The organism is Streptococcus oralis subsp. dentisani, from assembly GCF_007475365.1.
Taxonomy (GTDB): Bacteria; Bacillota; Bacilli; order Lactobacillales; family Streptococcaceae; genus Streptococcus; species Streptococcus mitis_AX.
In genome coordinates this window covers 1,159,703-1,176,267 of record NZ_CP034442.1, presented here as the reverse complement: position 1 = coordinate 1,176,267, position 16,565 = coordinate 1,159,703, and the positions used below count along the sequence as shown (strand labels likewise).

The 16,565-nt window shown below is 42.2% G+C and carries 16 protein-coding genes and 1 tRNA gene; 15 read left to right on the top strand and 2 right to left on the bottom strand.

Annotation, left to right across the window (positions count from 1 at the left end; genetic code table 11):
- Window positions 1-34 precede the first annotated feature (34 nt).
- The 10 genes from EJF26_RS05900 to EJF26_RS05855 all read left to right on the top strand — a co-directional run bounded on the left by EJF26_RS05900 (window position 35) and on the right by EJF26_RS05855 (window position 8,024).
- Entirely contained in the window at window positions 35-718 is a 684-nt protein-coding gene (locus tag EJF26_RS05900) for a Bax inhibitor-1/YccA family protein (protein WP_001076875.1), read from the top strand.
- A 108-nt stretch (window positions 719-826) separates the two neighbouring features.
- Window positions 827-1,819, top strand: a complete 993-nt coding sequence (gene asnA, locus EJF26_RS05895) for an aspartate--ammonia ligase (RefSeq protein ID WP_000747987.1) — start codon at window positions 827-829, stop codon at window positions 1,817-1,819.
- Between the two features lie 64 nt (window positions 1,820-1,883).
- Window positions 1,884-2,423 (top strand): 16S rRNA (guanine(966)-N(2))-methyltransferase RsmD, encoded by a 540-nt coding sequence (rsmD, locus tag EJF26_RS05890; RefSeq protein WP_000706947.1) that lies wholly within the window; start codon window positions 1,884-1,886, stop codon window positions 2,421-2,423.
- Complete coding sequence (gene coaD / locus EJF26_RS05885; RefSeq protein WP_001280709.1) at window positions 2,413-2,901, top strand: pantetheine-phosphate adenylyltransferase; 489 nt, start codon at window positions 2,413-2,415, stop codon at window positions 2,899-2,901. Before rsmD ends, coaD begins: the two co-directional genes overlap by 11 nt.
- A complete protein-coding gene (locus EJF26_RS05880) occupies window positions 2,885-3,922 on the top strand; it encodes a SepM family pheromone-processing serine protease (RefSeq protein ID WP_000730768.1) in 1,038 nt (345 codons plus the stop codon). Before coaD ends, EJF26_RS05880 begins: the two co-directional genes overlap by 17 nt.
- A 55-nt stretch (window positions 3,923-3,977) precedes the next feature.
- On the top strand, window positions 3,978-4,208 hold the full coding sequence (locus EJF26_RS05875) for a DUF1146 family protein (protein WP_080563327.1): 231 nt from the start codon (window positions 3,978-3,980) through the stop codon (window positions 4,206-4,208).
- A gap of 22 nt (window positions 4,209-4,230) precedes the next feature.
- Window positions 4,231-5,511 (top strand): UDP-N-acetylglucosamine 1-carboxyvinyltransferase, encoded by a 1,281-nt coding sequence (gene murA / locus EJF26_RS05870; protein ID WP_000411896.1) that lies wholly within the window; start codon window positions 4,231-4,233, stop codon window positions 5,509-5,511.
- A complete protein-coding gene (locus EJF26_RS05865) occupies window positions 5,501-5,692 on the top strand; it encodes a DNA-directed RNA polymerase subunit beta (RefSeq protein ID WP_000791880.1) in 192 nt (63 codons plus the stop codon). Before murA ends, EJF26_RS05865 begins: the two co-directional genes overlap by 11 nt.
- Window positions 5,693-5,728: 36 nt before the next feature.
- Complete coding sequence (locus tag EJF26_RS05860; protein ID WP_001036792.1) at window positions 5,729-6,553, top strand: DNA/RNA non-specific endonuclease; 825 nt, start codon at window positions 5,729-5,731, stop codon at window positions 6,551-6,553.
- A 139-nt stretch (window positions 6,554-6,692) separates the two neighbouring features.
- Window positions 6,693-8,024 carry a hemolysin family protein gene (locus EJF26_RS05855; RefSeq protein ID WP_000390012.1) on the top strand — a complete coding sequence of 444 codons (1,332 nt, stop codon included), beginning with the start codon at window positions 6,693-6,695 and terminating at the stop codon, window positions 8,022-8,024.
- A 151-nt stretch (window positions 8,025-8,175) separates the two neighbouring features.
- On the opposite strand, the gene EJF26_RS05850 is transcribed toward EJF26_RS05855, so the two are convergent.
- Window positions 8,176-8,246 (bottom strand) — tRNA-Cys (locus EJF26_RS05850).
- 304 nt (window positions 8,247-8,550) lie between these two features.
- Between EJF26_RS05850 and EJF26_RS05845 the strand changes: the two genes are divergently transcribed.
- The 5 genes from EJF26_RS05845 (at window position 8,551) to EJF26_RS05825 (ending at window position 15,035) form a co-directional block, all read left to right on the top strand.
- Complete coding sequence (locus EJF26_RS05845) at window positions 8,551-10,530, top strand: peptide ABC transporter substrate-binding protein (protein ID WP_000742240.1); 1,980 nt, start codon at window positions 8,551-8,553, stop codon at window positions 10,528-10,530.
- A gap of 66 nt (window positions 10,531-10,596) precedes the next feature.
- Window positions 10,597-12,093: an ABC transporter permease gene (locus EJF26_RS05840; RefSeq protein WP_000759922.1), complete on the top strand. Its 1,497-nt coding sequence runs from the start codon at window positions 10,597-10,599 to the stop codon at window positions 12,091-12,093.
- Window positions 12,093-13,019 (top strand): oligopeptide ABC transporter permease OppC, encoded by a 927-nt coding sequence (gene oppC / locus EJF26_RS05835; RefSeq protein WP_000103696.1) that lies wholly within the window; start codon window positions 12,093-12,095, stop codon window positions 13,017-13,019. The genes EJF26_RS05840 and oppC overlap by 1 nt, the downstream gene beginning before the upstream one ends.
- An 8-nt stretch (window positions 13,020-13,027) precedes the next feature.
- Window positions 13,028-14,095, top strand: a complete 1,068-nt coding sequence (locus tag EJF26_RS05830) for an ABC transporter ATP-binding protein (protein ID WP_000159696.1) — start codon at window positions 13,028-13,030, stop codon at window positions 14,093-14,095.
- Between the two features lie 10 nt (window positions 14,096-14,105).
- Window positions 14,106-15,035 (top strand): ATP-binding cassette domain-containing protein, encoded by a 930-nt coding sequence (locus tag EJF26_RS05825; protein WP_001291316.1) that lies wholly within the window; start codon window positions 14,106-14,108, stop codon window positions 15,033-15,035.
- Between the two features lie 87 nt (window positions 15,036-15,122).
- Here EJF26_RS05825 and EJF26_RS05820 read toward each other — a convergent pair whose 3' ends face one another.
- Complete coding sequence (locus tag EJF26_RS05820; RefSeq protein ID WP_001043423.1) at window positions 15,123-16,562, bottom strand: TrkH family potassium uptake protein; 1,440 nt, start codon at window positions 16,560-16,562, stop codon at window positions 15,123-15,125.
- Window positions 16,563-16,565: the final 3 nt, after the last annotated feature.

The window sequence follows — 16,565 nt, the reverse complement described above, 5'->3', positions numbered from 1 at the left end:
ATCAAGACATATTTATAGAAAAAGGAGAATCAGAATGAATCAAACAATTATTCAAGAACGTTCAGGTCTCAATCAATTTTACGCTAAGGTTTATGCCTTTGTGGGACTTGGGATTGGTCTGTCAGCTCTCGTGTCAGCTTTGATGTTGACGGTCTTTCAGACTCAATTGGTCTACTTTTTAATGCATGGTCGTCTCTGGTTGATGATTGCAACTTTTGCAGAACTTGGTCTGGTCTTTGTTGCGAGTAGCATGGCTGCTAAAAACAGTCCAGCAGCTCTCCCAGTATTTTTAATTTATTCTGTTTTAAATGGCTTCACACTTAGCTTTGTCGTAGCCTTCTATACACCTGGGACCGTCTTATCAGCCTTTGTATCCAGCGCCCTTCTCTTCTTTGTCATGGCAGCAATCGGAATTTTCACTAAGAAAGATTTGAGTGGAATGGGACGTGCTCTGATGGCTGCGCTTGTTGGCCTCATCATTGCCATGATTGTGAATATTTTCTTAGCTAGTGGTTTCTTTGACTACATGATTAGTATTGCCATGGTCTTGGTCTTCTCAGGTTTGATTGCTTGGGACAACCAAAAGATTCGCTATGTTTATGAGCAGTCACGAGGGCAAGTAGCGACAGGTTGGGTCATTTCAATGGCGCTCAGCATCTACCTAGACTTTATCAACCTCTTCCTTAGCATCTTACGAATCTTTGGTCGAAACGATTAATGAATGACAGAGTCAGTGTTCTAAAGAGCGCTGACTTTTTCTTATTTACTCTTTCCTTTTCTTGAAAATAGGTGTATAATGCTTTTAATTAATTTTTTAGGAGTAGTTATGAAGAAAAGCTTTATTCATCAGCAAGAAGAAATTTCTTTTGTTAAAAACACCTTTACCCAGTATTTGAAAGATAAACTAGAAGTCGTGGAAGTTCAGGGACCTATCTTGAGCAAGGTCGGCGATGGTATGCAGGACAACCTGTCCGGTGTCGAACATCCAGTATCTGTCAAGGTTTTGCAGATTCCAGATGAAACCTATGAAGTCGTTCACTCACTTGCCAAATGGAAACGCCACACCTTGGCTCGTTTTGGTTTCGGTGAAGGTGAGGGTCTGTTTGTTCACATGAAGGCTCTTCGTCCAGACGAAGATTCGCTGGATGCAACCCACTCTGTTTATGTAGACCAGTGGGACTGGGAAAAAGTGATTCCAAATGGACAACGTAATATCGCCTATCTCAAAGAAACCGTTGAAAAGATTTATAAGGCTATTCGTCTGACAGAGCTGGCAGTAGAAGCACGCTATGATATTGAATCTATCTTGCCAAAACAGATTACCTTTATCCATACGGAAGAGTTGGTGGAACGCTATCCAGATCTAACACCGAAAGAGCGTGAAAACGCAATCTGTAAAGAGTTTGGTGCAGTCTTCTTGATTGGTATTGGTGGCGAGTTGCCTGACGGGAAACCTCATGACGGCCGCGCACCTGACTACGATGACTGGACAACAGAGTCTGAGAATGGCTACAAGGGACTGAATGGGGATATTCTGGTTTGGAATGAATCTCTTGGATGTGCCTTTGAACTTTCCTCAATGGGGATTCGGGTAGATGAAGACACGCTTCGTCGCCAAGTTGCCCTTACAGGAGACGAAGATCGTCTTGAGTTGGAATGGCATAAGGCTCTGCTTAACGGCCTTTTCCCATTGACAATCGGTGGGGGTATCGGACAGTCTCGGATGGCCATGTTCCTTCTTCGTAAGAAACACATCGGAGAGGTTCAGACCAGTGTCTGGCCTCAAGAAGTCCGCGACACTTATGAAAATATCTTGTAGGGAATCGAACCGTAAGGTTCGGTTTTCTTTCTCTTTTTGCCTATAATTTGGTATAATAAACGGTATGAAAATCGTATCAGGAATCTACGGAGGGCGTCCCCTCAAGACGCTAGAAGGCAAGACGACGAGGCCGACATCAGATAAGGTGCGTGGAGCTATCTTTAACATGATAGGCCCCTATTTTGAGGGTGGTCGTGTCTTGGATCTTTATGCTGGCAGTGGCGGTCTGTCTATTGAAGCTGTGTCAAGAGGGATGTCCCATGCTGTCTTAGTGGAACGGGATCGAAAGGCACAAGCTATCATCGCTGAAAATATCCAAATGACCAAAGAAGTTTCTAAATTTCAGCTCTTAAAGATGGAAGCTGAGCGTGCTTTGGAGCAAGTTACAGGTCCCTTTGACCTGGTCTTTTTAGATCCTCCCTATGCCAAGGAACAAATCGTTGCAGATATCGAAAAAATGGCGGAAAGAAATCTCTTCTCTGAAGAAGTCATGGTCGTCTGCGAAACCGATAAGTCTGTAGAACTTCCAGAAGAAATCGCCTGCTTAGGCATCTGGAAGGAAAAAATATATGGGATTAGTAAGGTGACAGTCTATGTCAGATAAAATTGGATTATTTACAGGATCATTTGATCCGATGACAAATGGACATCTGGATATCATTGAACGCGCCAGCAAACTCTTTGATAAGCTCTATGTCGGGGTGTTCTACAATCCCCACAAACAAGGTTTTCTCCCTGTTGAAAATCGCAAACGGGCAGTCGAAAAAGCTGTGGCGCATTTAGATAATGTAGAGGTAATAGCTTCTCACGACCAATTAGTTGTTGATGTTGCAAGAAGATTGGGAGCTAAAACTCTTGTCCGTGGTTTGCGGAATGCTACAGACTTGCAATATGAGGCTAGTTTTGACTACTACAATTATCAACTGGCTCCAGAAATCGGGACTGTCTACCTACATAGTCGCCCAGAGCATCTCTATATTAGCTCGTCAGCCGTGAGAGAGCTCCTGAAGTTTTGTCAGGAGATTCAGCAATATGTCCCAAACAGTGTTGTGGAGGAATTAGAACATGAAGAAAAAAACTAGATGGCCCTTATATGTCATCCTAGCACTAGTATTGACTTTTTTAGCCTTTGTAGTACCTTTACCTTATTACATAGAAGTTCCAGGTGGAGCGGAAGATATTCGTCAAGTTTTGAAAGTCAATGAAACAGAAGATACAGAAGCAGGAGCTTACCAGTTTGTGACAGTCGGTATTCGACATGCAACCCTGTCTCATCTGGTCTATGCTTGGCTGACTCCATTTACGGATATTAGAAGCGCTCAGGAGACAACGGGTGGCTCTACAGATGCAGAGTTTATGCGGATCAATCAGTTCTACATGCAAACATCCCAAAATATGGCCAAGTATCAAGGCTTGAAGACGGCAGGCAAGGATATCGAACTCAAGTACTTGGGAGTTTATGTCTTGACCGTGACGGACAATTCAACCTTTAAAGGCATTCTGAACATTGCGGATACCGTCACGGCTGTTAATGACAAAACATTTGACAGTTCCAAAGACTTGATTGATTATGTCAACTCTCAAAAACTAGGAGATCCAGTCAAGGTAACCTACGAAGAAGACGGAAGAGTCAAGACTGCTGAAGGTAAAATTATCACTCTCGAAAACGGGAAAAATGGGATTGGGATTGGCTTGATTGACCGTACGGAAGTGACCAGTGATGTTCCCATTCGCTTTTCAACAGCTGGTATCGGTGGCCCCAGTGCAGGTCTTATGTTTAGTCTCGCTATTTACACCCAGATAGCAGATCCAGGACTTCGTAATGGTCGCATCGTTGCGGGAACGGGAACCATTGATCGCGATGGAAATGTTGGCGACATCGGTGGAATTGACAAAAAAGTGGTTGCAGCCTCTCGTCAGGGAGCCAATGTCTTTTTTGCTCCTGACAATCCAGTCACCGAGGAAGCAAAAAAAGCAGATCCCAATGCGAAAAGCAACTATGAAACAGCCCTAGAAGCTGCTAAAACAATCAAGACAGAGATGAAAATTGTTCCCGTAAAAACCTTGCAGGATGCGATTGATTACCTCAAAAACAATCCCTAATTTGTAGAAAAATTGAAAACTAGCGCGCAAGCGGATAAGATGGTATAATAGTCAAATGGTTCAATTATTATTCACTCTAAGTAGTCATATACTCTTTATTTATTTGAGTTTTTACCTTTTGAAAGATCTTGTGAGATGGGAAAAGGTTTTAAAAGTGACCGCTACTAACACAAAAAAGGTTCGTTTGTTGGTAGGCTTCTTTAGTATTGTAATGGGCTACATCTTGAGTTCATTTTTTATCAGTTTGTACCAACTGTGGCAAGAAGCGCTTATAGGACTGTTATAAAATCAAAAGTAAAGGAAAAACTATGGAAAAAATTGTGGTTCAAGGCGGAGATAATCGTCTGGTCGGGAGTGTGGCCATCGAGGGAGCAAAGAATGCCGTCTTACCCTTGTTGGCAGCGACTATTCTAGCAAGCAAGGGTAAGACAGTCTTGCAGAACGTCCCTATCTTGTCAGATGTTTTCACCATGAATCAAGTGGTTCGTGGTCTGAACGCCAAGGTTGATTTTGATGAGGAAGCTCATGTTGTCGAAGTCGATGCGACGGGTGACATCACGGAGGAAGCTCCGTATAAGTATGTTAGCAAGATGCGTGCATCCATCGTGGTCTTGGGACCAATCCTTGCTCGTGTAGGCCATGCCAAGGTATCCATGCCAGGTGGTTGTACCATTGGGAGTCGTCCAATCGACCTCCACCTCAAGGGTTTGGAAGCTATGGGGGCCAAGATCAGCCAGACAGCTGGTTACATTGAAGCCAAGGCGGAACGCCTGCACGGCGCTCATATCTACATGGACTTTCCTAGTGTCGGCGCAACACAAAATCTGATGATGGCAGCAACTCTAGCTGATGGTGTGACAGTGATTGAAAATGCTGCGCGTGAGCCAGAAATTGTTGATCTCGCTATCTTCCTTAATGAAATGGGAGCCAAGGTCAAGGGAGCTGGTACCGAAACAATCACAGTGACTGGTGTCGAGGACCTCCATGGTACGACTCATACTGTAGTACAGGACCGTATTGAAGCTGGAACCTTTATGGTGGCAGCAGCTATGACTGGTGGAGATGTCCTCGTTCGTGATGCAGTCTGGGAACACAATCGTCCCTTGATTTCAAAACTACTTGAGATGGGTGTTGAAGTGACAGAGGAGTCAGAAGGTATCCGTGTTCGTTCTCAACTTGAAAATCTCAAGGCTGTTCATGTAAAAACCTTACCACACCCAGGATTTCCAACAGATATGCAGGCACAATTTACAGCTTTGATGACAGTCGCAAAAGGGGAATCCACCATGGTGGAAACGGTGTTTGAAAATCGCTTCCAACACTTGGAGGAAATGCGCCGTATGGGCTTGCATTCAGAGATTATCCGTGACACAGCTCGTATTGTTGGGGGACAGGCTTTGCAAGGGGCAGAAGTTCTATCAACGGACCTTCGCGCTAGTGCGGCTTTAATTTTGACAGGTTTGGTGGCGCAAGGAGAGACAGTTGTCGGTAAATTAGTCCACCTTGATAGAGGTTACTACCGCTTCCATGAGAAGTTAGCTCAGCTAGGAGCAAAGATTCAGCGGATTGAGGTTAAGGATGAAGAATAAAAACATACGTTATGTACTCCGTCGCTTACTGTTGATTTTTATCGTACTCTTGCTGGGATTCCTCGCTTTAGGAATCGGCTTGATGATCGGCTACGGGATTCTAGGAAAGGGACAGGATCCATGGGCGATTTTGTCTCCAGCGAAATGGCAAGAATTGATTAGTAAATTTACAGGAAATTAGACTGGGAAACCAGTCTTTTTCTAAATAAGGAGAAAAATGAACAAAAAAACGAGACAGACACTAGTAGGGTTACTTATATTCTTACTCTTGGCTGCTGGAAGCTATTATATCAAGCAGATGCAGTCGACATCAAACACGCCTAAAACCAAAGTTAGTCAGAAAAAACAAGCTTCAGAAGCTCCCAGTCAGGAGTTGGCAGAAAGTGTCTTAACCGAGTCAATCAAGAACCAAATAAAAGGTGGTTTAGAATGGAATGGGGCAGGTGCCTTTGTCGTCAATGGTAATAAAACCAATCTAGATGCTAAGGTTTCTAGCAAACCCTATGCGGATAATAAAATAAAACCAGTCGGGAAAGAGACCGTCCCAACTGTTGCCAATGCCCTCTTATCCAAAGCGACTCGGCAATATAAGAATCGTGAAGAGACTGGCAATGGATCCACCTCTTGGACTCCACCAGGGTGGCATCAGGTCAAGAATCTAAAGGGAATCTATACACATGCAGTTGATAGAGGACACCTGCTGGGCTATGCCTTGATAGGTGGTTTGGATGGTTTTGATGCCTCTACCAGCAATCCCAAGAACATTGCAGTCCAGACAGCTTGGGCGAATCAAGCGCAGGCTGAAGATTCGACTGGTCAGAACTATTATGAGAGTTTGGTTAGGAAAGCCTTGGATCAGAATAAGAGAGTCCGTTACCGCGTGACACTCCACTATGCGACAAATGAGGATTTGGTTCCATCTGCTTCACAAATCGAAGCCAAGTCTTCGGATGGAGAATTGGAATTCAACGTCCTGATCCCAAATGTTCAAAAGGGCATCCAGCTTGATTACCGAACAGGTCAAGTCACGGTGATAAACTAGAAACAATCTATAAAAGAACAAAAATCGCTCCCTTGTCCGTCATTGATAAGGGAGCGATTGTATAAATTAGAAAATAATGTGATTCCTACGTTAATTTGTGATATAATGGAACATAAGATACTATTTTAGGAGAAAGACCATGGAAGACCCGAGCAGTCAGAATTTGTTGCTACAGTTTGTATTATTATTTATCTTGACCTTGTTAAATGCTTTTTTCTCAGCCACTGAAATGGCGATGGTGTCACTAAACCGTGCCCGAGTAGAGCAAAAAGCAGAAGAAGGCGATAAACGCTACATCCGTTTGCTAAAAGTACTTGAAAATCCTAATCACTTTTTATCAACGATTCAAGTCGGTATCACCTTGATTACGATCTTGTCAGGGGCCAAATTGGCGGATACCCTTGGACAAGTGATCGCATCTTGGATGGGAAGCGGAGAGACGGCTTACGCCATTGCAAGTTTCCTCTCTTTGGCATTCTTGACCTATATCTCCATTGTTTTTGGTGAGCTCTATCCTAAGCGGATTGCCCTCAATCTGAAAGATGCTTTGGCGATTCGAACAGCACCAATTATTATTGGTCTTGGAAAGATTGTAAGTCCCTTTGTCTGGCTACTATCTGCTTCAACTAATTTGTTGAGTCGTGTGACCCCAATGACCTTTGATGATGCTGATGAAAAGATGACACGTGATGAAATAGAGTACATGCTCACCAATAGTGAAGAAACACTGGATGCAGATGAGATTGAAATGCTACAGGGGATCTTTTCTCTAGATGAACTAATGGCTCGTGAGCTAATGGTGCCTCGTACAGACGCCTTTATGGTAGATATTCAGGATGACAGTAAGGCGATTATCGAAAGTATTTTGAAGCAAAATTTCTCACGTATTCCTGTTTATGATGGGGATAAGGACAATGTTATCGGTTTGATTCATACCAAGCGCTTGCTAAACGCTGCCTATGCGGATGGTTTTGAAAATATTATCTGGAAACGAATCCTCCAAACGCCACTATTTGTGCCTGAAACTATCTTTGTGGATGATCTCCTTAAAGAGCTTCGAAATACCCAAAATCAAATGGCTATCTTACTAGACGAATACGGTGGTATGGCTGGTTTGGTAACTCTGGAGGATCTCCTAGAAGAGATTGTCGGCGAAATTGATGATGAAACGGACAGGGCAGAAATCGAAGTCCATCAAATCGGTGAGGATACCTATATTGCACAAGGAACTATGAATCTTAACGACTTCAACGACTACTTTGGCGTTGAACTAGAAAGCGATGATGTGGATACCATTGCCGGTTATTATTTGACAGGTGTCGGCACGATTCCAACAACTGAAAAAATCAGTTATGAACTGGTCAGCCAAAACAAACAAATCGTCTTGACTAATGATAAGGTGAAAAATGGGCGCGTTACTAAGGTAAAAGTTCAAATCACAGAACTAGAACCCGAAGAAGAAACCGAGTAAAACAGTGATTTTTGTCACTGTTTTTTTATTCGCCCCAAATTCGCCCCAAAAGATTTTCAAAGTTATCCTTATTTTTATCCGAAGAAAAAAACAAAAAAGCCCGATTTACGGGCTTTTCATTCGGTTAATTCCTGTTATTTCAGGTACTGAAAGGCGGTAGACGGATTTGAACCGACGATCAAGCTTTTGCAGAGCCGTGCCTTACCACTTGGCTATACCGCCTCAACGTTTATTATTATACCTTGAAAATGATTCTACGTCAATAGTTTCTTAATCGAAAATCCAATTTAGAAGCTTGCCATTTCTGACTGGATAGAAAAATGGGGAGAGAAAACCTGAAAATCAGGCTTTATGGACATTAGGTTTGCCTTATGACTTGATAGATAGCAAACAAAGAATAGAAAAATTTGATAAATGAAAGTTTTTTATGGTTACAAGCCTAAATATTCTGAAAATTCGTTTACTTTTTGAGAAATCTATGGTATAATTGACAATAAGCCTAAAATTTTTAAGAGGAGTTACATACATGAAAAAAAATAGGGTATTGGTTGCGGCAGGAGTTGCCCTATTAGCGGCTAGCACACTAGCTGCTTGCGGTTCTTCGAAATCGTCTGGTTCAACAGCGCCAAAAACTTATGGCTATGTTTATTCATCAGATCCTGAAACATTGGATTACCTTACTTCGGGGAAACAAAGTACTAAATTAGCCACTTCAAATGGTATTGATGGTCTCTTTACAAATGACAAATATGGGAACTTGACTCCTGCAGTTGCAGAAGACTGGTCAGTTTCAAAAGATGGTTTGACCTATACCTACAAAATCCGTAAAGGTGTCAAATGGTTTACCTCTGAGGGGGAAGAATATGCTGAAGTGACAGCTAAAGACTTTGTAAATGGTTTAAAACACGCAGCAGATAAAAAGTCAGAAGCACTTTATCTAGCAGAGAATTCTGTTAAAGGGTTGTCTGACTATTTGGCAGGAAATTCAAAAGACTTTTCTACAGTAGGTGTTAAGGCAGTTGATGATTATACTCTTGAGTATACATTGAACCAACCAGAACCATACTGGAACTCTAAAATGGCTTACTCAATCTTCTGGCCATTAAACGAAGAATTTGAAAAATCAAAAGGGGATGATTTTGCCAAACCAACGGATCCTACATCGTTACTTTACAATGGCCCGTTCTTGCTGAAAGGTTTGACTGCCAAGTCTTCTATCGAGTTTGCGAAGAATGAACAATATTGGGATAAGGAAAATGTTCATCTTGATAAAGTTACCCTCGCTTTCTATGACGGATCAGATCAAGAGTCTCTTGAACGGAACTTTACAAGTGGAGCCTATAGCTATGCTCGTCTCTTCCCGACAAGTTCAAACTACTCTAAAGTAGCGGAGACCTACAAAGACAATATCTACTACACACCAGCTGGACCAGGAATCACTGGTTTGGGTGTAAATATTGACCGTCAAAGTTACAAATACACCGCTAAAACAACTGACGAAGAAAAAACGTCAACTAAAAAAGCCCTTCTTAACAAAGACTTCCGTCAGGCCTTGAACTTTGCCGTTGACCGTACAGCTTATTCAGCGCAAATCAATGGTAAAGAAGGTGCTCCTCTTGCAGTTCGTAACCTCTTTGTAAAACCAGATTTTGTCGCTGCGGGTGACAAGACCTTCGGTGACTTGGTAACTGAGAAGATGGCAGCTTATGGTGATGAGTGGAAGAACGTAAACTTTGCGGATGGTCAAGATGGACTCTTCAACGCAGATAAGGCCAAAGCAGAACTTGCAAAAGCTAAAACTGCATTAGAAGCTGAAGGGGTGAAATTCCCAATCCATTTGGATATCCCAGTAGATCAAACAAACAAAGGGTATATTGCTCGTATCCAATCCTTCAAACAGACAGTTGAAAAAGTGCTTGGTGAAGAAAATGTAGTCATTGACATTCATCAAATTTCTAAAGATGAGGCATTAAATATCACTTACCATGCACCAAACGCAGCAGCAGAAGATTGGGATCTATCAGGTGCAGTTGGATGGAACCCAGACTATGAAGATCCATCAACTTACCTTGATATCCTCAAATCAACAAACAAGTCGCAAACCAAGACATACATGGGATTTGACGATCCAGCGAACCCAGCAGTTAGTCAAGTTGGTTTGAAAGAATACGATAAGTTAGTTGATGAAGCCGCTAAAGAAACCAGTGATTTGAATGTTCGTTATGAGAAATACGCTGCAGCTCAGGCTTGGTTGACAGATAGCTCTCTCTTCATCCCTGCTATGTCTGGTAGCGGTGCAGCACCATTCATTTCTCGTGTAGTACCATTCACAGCTTCTTATAGCCAATCTGGAGACAAGAGTTCAGATCTTTACTTCAAGTACATTCAGCTACAGGATAAGGTTGTAACGAAAGCTGAGTACGAACAAGCTCGTGAGAAATGGCTCAAAGAGAAAAAAGAATCAAACGAAAAAATTCAAAAAGAATTGACAAATCACGTTAAATAAATAACTCTCAAGAGAACTTTCTCTCCATGAGGAGAAGGTTCTTTTGGGATTTTAAAAGGAAACGATATGAAGAAATATATTTTTATGCGTGTATTGCGTTCATTGGTGTCTATCTTCTTGGTGACAACCTTGACCTACACGATTATCTATACGATGGTTCCTCGAAAACTGATTTTCAAGCAGGATACCAACTATAACAAAATTGCAACGACGCCAGATAAACGGGACAATTATGAAAACACCGTTTATGAGCGGATGGGCTATATCGAGTACTACGATACCAAGGAGTTGCAAGAAAAAGCGAGCACAATGGACTCATCTGTAACCGTTGATGCCAATGAAACTAATAAGGCAATCTACGAAAAATACATCAACCAACTAGGGAATGGTTGGACACTCGGTGTATTCTCAGAAAGTGGTCAATTCTATGCTACGCGTGAAATTCCAATTTTTGAACGTGTTTTCAAATTCTACTCGAACTTGCTCGACATTGATCATACAAACAAGATTCAAGACCCTGAAAATCCAAACTTGGAACGTTATCTTCGTTTTGAAAATGACCCTGCTATTGGTTGGTCATTGGTTGGTTCGGGTACAAAGCATAAATATCTTTTGTATTTCAATAGTCAATTTCCATTTGTACACCAAAACTTTGTGAACATTAACTTGGGAGACTCTTACCCAACTTATGCAAACACACCAGTGCTTCAAGTTATCACACAGGGTCAGGGACAAATCAAGACATCAGAAGTTCAATTCCCTACGGGTAAAAAGACTTCATCTGTAGATATTTACTCTCGTACCTACAAATCTCCAAGTCAAGCAGATGCGCGTGAAGTAGCCAACTATGGTAAAGATGATCCATATACAGCTACAGAAAGTAATTATCAATATCCATCAATGATTGCAAGCTCGGCTGTTGCTGGTTTGATTGGTTTGATTATTTCTTATGCTATCGCAATTCCTCTTGGATCTGCTATGGCTCGCCACAAGAATACTTGGATTGATAGCTTCTCGACAGGTGCTCTAACCTTCTTGCTTGCCCTTCCAACGATTGCCTTGGTTTACATCGTGCGCTTGATTGGATCATCTATTGGTCTGCCAGACTCATTCCCTATCTTGGGGGCTGGGGATTGGCGTTCCTATGTCTTGCCGGCAGTCATTCTAGGTTTGTTGGGAGCGCCAAGTACAGCTATCTGGATCCGTCGTTACATGATCGACTTGCAATCTCAGGACTTTGTACGTTTTGCTCGTGCAAAAGGACTGTCTGAAAAAGAAATTTCAAATAAACACATCTTTAAAAATGCCATGGTTCCTTTGGTTTCAGGTATTCCTGGTGCCGTAATCGGAGTTATTGGTGGTGCAACATTGACAGAAACGGTCTTCGCCTTCCCAGGTATGGGTAAAATGTTGATTGACTCTGTTAAGGCATCAAACAACTCAATGGTAGTTGGTCTCGTCTTCATCTTCACATGTATTTCTATCTTCTCACTCTTTGTAGGAGATATCTGGATGACCATGCTTGACCCACGTATTAAATTGACAGAGAAAGGAGGCAAATAATGTCAACAATCGATAAAGAAAAATTTCAGTTCGTAAAACGTGACGATTTTGCCTCTGAAACAATTGATGCTCCTGCCTATTCATACTGGGGTTCTGTATTTAGACAATTTCTAAAGAAAAAATCAACAGTCGTTATGTTGGGGATTTTGGTAGCCATTATCCTGATGAGCTTTATTTACCCAATGTTCTCGAAGTTTGACTTTAACGATGTAAGCAAGGTCAATGACTTTTCTGCTCGTTTTATCAAACCAAACGCTGAACATTGGTTTGGTACAGACAGCAATGGTAAATCCTTGTTTGACGGGGTTTGGTTTGGTGCGCGTAATTCAATTCTTATCTCTGTCATTGCCACTTTTATCAACCTTGTGATCGGGGTTATTGTTGGTGGGATTTGGGGGATTTCAAAATCCGTTGACCGCGTCATGATGGAAGTTTATAACATTATTTCAAACATTCCATCTCTCTTGATTGTCATTGTCTTGACTTACTCAATTGGTGCTGGTTTCTGGAATTTGATTTTTGCCATGAGTGTGACAACTTGGATTGGGATTGCTTATATGATTCGTATCCAAATCATGCGTTACCGTGACTTGGAATACAACCTCGCTTCACAAACACTTGGAACACCAACCTTTAAAATCATCGTTAAAAATATCATGCCACAATTGGTATCTGTTATTGTTTCTACAATGACCTTGATGTTGCCAAGCTTCATCTCTTATGAAGCCTTCCTTTCCTTCTTTGGATTGGGATTACCTGTAACAGTGCCAAGTTTGGGACGTTTGATCTCAGATTACTCACAAAACGTTACGACCAACGCTTACTTGTTCTGGATTCCGTTGACAACCTTGATCTTGGTATCCCTATCTCTTTTCGTTGTTGGTCAAAACCTAGCGGACGCTAGTGATCCACGTACACATAGATAGGAGTAGACATGACAAAAGAAAATAATGTAATTTTGACTGCTCGTGATATTGTCGTGGAATTTGACGTTCGTGACAAAGTTCTGACGGCTATCCGAGGAGTTTCTCTGGACCTGATTGAAGGAGAAGTTCTTGCCTTGGTAGGTGAGTCTGGTTCTGGTAAATCTGTTTTAACAAAAACCTTTACAGGGATGTTAGAAGACAATGGACGTATTGCCCAAGGAAGCATCGACTATCGTGGACAAGACTTGACCGCCTTGAATTCTAACAAGGAATGGGAGAAGATTCGTGGTGCTAAAATTGCGACCATCTTCCAAGATCCAATGACGAGCTTGGACCCAATCAATACAATCGGTAGCCAAATCACAGAAGTTATCGTTAAACATCAAGGGAAAACAGCTAAGGAAGCCAAAGAGATGGCAATCGACTATATGAACAAGGTCGGAATTCCAGACGCTGAAAAACGTTTTGACGAGTATCCTTTCCAATATTCTGGAGGGATGCGCCAACGTATCGTTATTGCGATTGCCCTTGCCTGTCGTCCAGATATCTTGATCTGTGACGAGCCGACTACGGCCCTTGATGTAACCATTCAAGCGCAAATCATTGATTTGCTTAAAACCTTGCAAAATGAGTACCACTTTACCATTATCTTCATCACCCATGACCTTGGTGTGGTAGCAAGTATTGCCGATAAGGTAGCGGTTATGTATGCTGGGGAAATTGTAGAGTACGGTACTGTTGAGGAAGTCTTCTACGATCCACGTCATCCATATACTTGGAGTCTCTTGTCTAGCTTGCCTCAGCTCGCTGATGACAAAGGGGAATTGTACTCTATCCCAGGAACACCACCGTCTCTTTATACTGAGTTGAAAGGTGATGCTTTTGCCCTTCGTTCAGATTATGCGATGCAAATTGATTTTGAAGAGAAGGCACCTAAGTTTTCAGTCACTGATACCCACTGGGCTAAGACTTGGTTGCTTCATGAGAATGCTCCTAAAGTTGAAAAACCTGGAGTCATTGCAGATTTGCATGACAAGATTCGTGATAAAATGGGCTTTGCTCATCTAGAAGACTAGGAGGAAGGAAATGTCTGAAAAATTAGTAGAAATTAAAGATTTAGAAATTTCCTTCGGTGAAGGAAGTAAGAAGTTTGTGGCGGTTAAAAACGCCAACTTCTTTATCAATAAGGGAGAAACTTTCTCTCTTGTAGGTGAGTCTGGTAGTGGGAAAACAACGATTGGTCGTGCCATTATTGGTTTAAATAATACCAGTAAAGGAGAGATTATCTTTGATGGCCAGAAAATCAATGGAAAAAAATCTCACAAGGAATCCTCAGACTTGATTCGTCGTATCCAAATGATTTTCCAGGACCCTGCAGCCAGCTTGAATGAGCGTGCAACAGTTGACTATATCATCTCTGAAGGTCTTTACAACTACCATTTGTTCAAAGACGAAGAAGATCGAAAAGAAAAAGTTCAAAAGATGATCCATGAAGTTGGACTTTTGAAAGAACACTTGACCCGCTATCCACACGAGTTTTCTGGTGGTCAACGTCAGCGTATCGGGATTGCCCGTGCCCTTGTAATGGAACCTGATTTTGTTATTGCAGATGAGCCAATTTCAGCCTTGGACGTATCAGTGCGTGCGCAAGTCTTGAACTTGCTCAAGAAGTTCCAAAAAGAGTTGGGCTTGACCTATCTCTTTATCGCGCATGACTTGTCAGTTGTTCGCTTTATCTCAGACCGTATCGCAGTTATTTATAAGGGAGTTATCGTTGAAGTGGCGGAGACAGAGGAGTTGTTTAACAATCCTGTCCACCCATACACTCAGGCGCTTCTATCTGCTGTACCGATTCCAGATCCAATCTTGGAACGCAAGAAGGTCTTGAAAGTTTACGATCCTGACCAACATGACTATGAGACAGACAAGCCATCTATGGTAGAAATTCGTCCAGGTCACTATGTTTGGGCTAACCAAGCGGAAGTTGCTCGTTATAAAGAAGCTCTTAAAAAATAAACAGACTAGGAGAGGACCGAAAGGTCTTCTCATTTTTAATAGAAAAATTCCCCTTTTACGAGTTTGTAAAAGGGGATTGTATTGTAATTAACGTTTAGACCAGGTGCGTTTCATAAAGAGGAGCAAAATGGGGTATATCTCTAAGCGGCCTGCAATCATTGCAAAGGAGAGCAGGATTTTAGAGATGGGACTAAAGATGGCAAAACTAGAGGTTGTACCTAGAATAGGTCCGATATTGTTAAAACAGCTGAAGACAGCACTGGTCACGACTAGAAAATCATTGCTATCAAGACTGACGATAAAGATGAGAGAGAGTATAATCATCACGTAGATGGCAAAATATTTAAGAATCTTGTGCTGGGTATCCTTGTCAATCACAGTTTTGTTGACATGTAGAGTCAAGACACGGTGAGGGGATAAGATGGACAAAATCTGATTTTTAGCAATTTTTGAGAGGATGAGTCCTCTGATCACTTTGAGACCACCTGCGGTTGAGCCAGCTGATCCACCGATTCCCATGAGGAAGAGGAGGATAAATTGGGAGAAGAGGGGCCAGTTGGTAATATCTCCGTAACCAAATCCAGTTGTCGTGATGATATTAGACACTTGGAAGAGAGCCATCTCAAAACTCTTAGACACACCTTGGTAGAGGTGGAGGGTGTTGAGGGTAATCAAGCCTGTAGACACTAGGACAATAATCACATAAGCCCGCAGTTCTTCATCTCCAAAGAAGGCCTTGACCCGACGGAGCATGAGGTAGTAGTAGAGATTAAAGTTAACCCCAAAAACCAGAACACCGATACTAACTAGATAGGTGATGAGTGAGCTACCGTAGTGGGCAATTCCGTCGTTATAGACGGTAAAGCCCCCAGTTCCTGCTGTTCCCATAGCGATGACAAAACTATCATAGAGAGGCATACCTGCTAGGTAGTAGATAACCACAAAAAGGGAGAAGAGAGCCAGATAAAGCAGATAGAGGATCTGGGCAGTATTTCTCAGTTTGGATACAACCTTACCAAAGACAGGACCAGGGACCTCTGCCTTCATCACCTCTAAGTGACTATTCTTAGCATTGTCCATAATAGCAAGTGCGAAAACAAGCACCCCCATCCCTCCGATCAAGTGGGTAAAACTTCGCCAGAAGAGGAGGGAACGACTGAGAACGGAAACATCGTTCAGAATAGTTGCTCCTGTAGTTGTAAAACCAGAGCTGATTTCAAAGAAGGCATCGATGACGCTTGGGATTTGTCCTGAAAAGACAAAGGGGAGGCCACCAAAGAAAGACCAGAGAATCCAACAGAGGGCAACGATTAAGACCCCTTCCTTGGCGTAAATCCGTTGATTTTTCGGTTTTCGTAAAACGCCTAGACCACCGAGAAGGACTAAAATTCCAATCGTAGAAAAGAGAGCGATAAATACTTGACTGGATTCTTGGTAATAGGTTGCTACACCAACAGGTACTAGAAGGAGAACAGCCTCAATCAAGAGAAGTTTTGAGAGGAGGTAACGAATCATACTTTTATTCATTTT

Coding starts and splice junctions, on each gene's coding strand:
- EJF26_RS05875 (WP_080563327.1), top strand. CDS start 3,978: ATGGTTCAATTATTATTCACTCTAAGTAGTCATATACTCTTTATTTAT.
- coaD (WP_001280709.1), top strand. CDS start 2,413: ATGTCAGATAAAATTGGATTATTTACAGGATCATTTGATCCGATGACA.
- EJF26_RS05900 (WP_001076875.1), top strand. CDS start 35: ATGAATCAAACAATTATTCAAGAACGTTCAGGTCTCAATCAATTTTAC.
- EJF26_RS05865 (WP_000791880.1), top strand. CDS start 5,501: ATGAAGAATAAAAACATACGTTATGTACTCCGTCGCTTACTGTTGATT.
- EJF26_RS05880 (WP_000730768.1), top strand. CDS start 2,885: ATGAAGAAAAAAACTAGATGGCCCTTATATGTCATCCTAGCACTAGTA.
- EJF26_RS05825 (WP_001291316.1), top strand. CDS start 14,106: ATGTCTGAAAAATTAGTAGAAATTAAAGATTTAGAAATTTCCTTCGGT.
- murA (WP_000411896.1), top strand. CDS start 4,231: ATGGAAAAAATTGTGGTTCAAGGCGGAGATAATCGTCTGGTCGGGAGT.
- EJF26_RS05860 (WP_001036792.1), top strand. CDS start 5,729: ATGAACAAAAAAACGAGACAGACACTAGTAGGGTTACTTATATTCTTA.
- rsmD (WP_000706947.1), top strand. CDS start 1,884: ATGAAAATCGTATCAGGAATCTACGGAGGGCGTCCCCTCAAGACGCTA.
- EJF26_RS05855 (WP_000390012.1), top strand. CDS start 6,693: ATGGAAGACCCGAGCAGTCAGAATTTGTTGCTACAGTTTGTATTATTA.
- asnA (WP_000747987.1), top strand. CDS start 827: ATGAAGAAAAGCTTTATTCATCAGCAAGAAGAAATTTCTTTTGTTAAA.
- EJF26_RS05840 (WP_000759922.1), top strand. CDS start 10,597: ATGAAGAAATATATTTTTATGCGTGTATTGCGTTCATTGGTGTCTATC.
- EJF26_RS05820 (WP_001043423.1), bottom strand. CDS start 16,562: ATGAATAAAAGTATGATTCGTTACCTCCTCTCAAAACTTCTCTTGATT.
- EJF26_RS05845 (WP_000742240.1), top strand. CDS start 8,551: ATGAAAAAAAATAGGGTATTGGTTGCGGCAGGAGTTGCCCTATTAGCG.
- oppC (WP_000103696.1), top strand. CDS start 12,093: ATGTCAACAATCGATAAAGAAAAATTTCAGTTCGTAAAACGTGACGAT.
- EJF26_RS05830 (WP_000159696.1), top strand. CDS start 13,028: ATGACAAAAGAAAATAATGTAATTTTGACTGCTCGTGATATTGTCGTG.